Below are 1,234 nucleotides of genomic sequence, written 5' to 3' on the forward strand. Positions count from 1 at the left end.
ACTTTTGGACAAAAGCTAGTTAGATTTTTTACTCTATTTAATTGGTTTCGGATTAATATTTGTAAGGCAATTATAGAACGTTATTAAAGCCGATGAACAGGTGGTCCTTCCGCCTTGCATGAATGTTCATCAAAAACTAATTTAGTCAGAGCTAGCAGCAGTCTGAGCAGTTCAAAGCTGTATAAAGTGATTAATAGCGATTAATTACACCAGAACCACCAGATAGTAACGCAGCACCAAATTGCGCATGCTGCAGTCGAAGACTGAACACTTCTACTGGATACGAATGCCGAGTTTCAGGAAATGACAAGCCCCAAAGAAATGGGGCTAGTCCGTATATTTTTAGCTGCGCCCTCTGCTGGCAACCACTACCCACATCTATTGGTCACGACAAAGAGCGAAGTACCCTTCATTTATCACCATGTATGCGATTTTGCTTGAACCAAATATTCGTCCAAGGTTTGTTGGTCTGCCGATTTAACCGTCATTCCTTTAGGGCCCGCGCCGATTACAGTAAATTGCTTTGCTGGTTCACCATGCTGTTTAAACTCAGTTAACTCAGCCGAATTCTCTTTAAACACCCATAAGCGGCCGTCTTCAACTTCAGTAACAAAACCGGGCAAATCGAATTCACTCGCGTGGGCAACACAAGCAAATAATCCTAAACCTAGTAGTGACATTAACGCTGTTTTTTTCATAGTGATATCCTCATTTGGCGACATAGGTGTCATTTAACTGTCTTTATGTAACACCGCCAGAATACATATGAAATATGACATATATGTTAATTCAGATGTAATTTATGACATTTCTTCGCGTTTAATGCATTTTATATCGCTCTATGTCTTGGAAGCTTAATTGAGATAAGCGCCGCTAACGCAATAAATGCCGCCGATATCCACAGACAAGCCGCCATGCCATACACTTGATACACCCAGCCAGACAACACAGTCCCGATCAAGCGTCCCATAGCATTAGCCATGTAGTAAAAACCCACATCTAACGATACGCCATTTTCATCCGCATAACTGACGATAAGATAGCTGTGTAATGAAGAGTTGATCGCGAATAAGGCGCCAAACAGCATCAATCCCCAAATCAGTATATTCGCGGCATGGAAGTCATAACTTATCGCCAGCGCAATGCCTGCCGGCACTATGCTCAATATCGCCGCCCAACCTAAGGCGCTACGTCCATCGGGAACCTTGTTTTGGCTCGCCGACTTTGTCCCCGT

General features: G+C 43.1%; 1 protein-coding gene and 1 pseudogene. Both read right to left on the reverse strand.

Annotated features, from left to right (window positions below):
• Nucleotides 1–416 precede the first annotated feature (416 nt).
• Nucleotides 417–698, reverse strand: a complete 282-nt coding sequence (locus H5185_RS22170; protein ID WP_182743327.1) for a hypothetical protein — start codon at nucleotides 696–698, stop codon at nucleotides 417–419.
• 131 nt (nucleotides 699–829) lie between these two features.
• Nucleotides 830–1,234 (reverse strand): annotated as a pseudogene (locus H5185_RS22175) (MFS transporter); the annotation flags it as partial.

The organism is Shewanella sp. SG44-6, assembly GCF_014164185.1.
Lineage (GTDB): Bacteria > Pseudomonadota > Gammaproteobacteria > Enterobacterales > Shewanellaceae > Shewanella > Shewanella vesiculosa.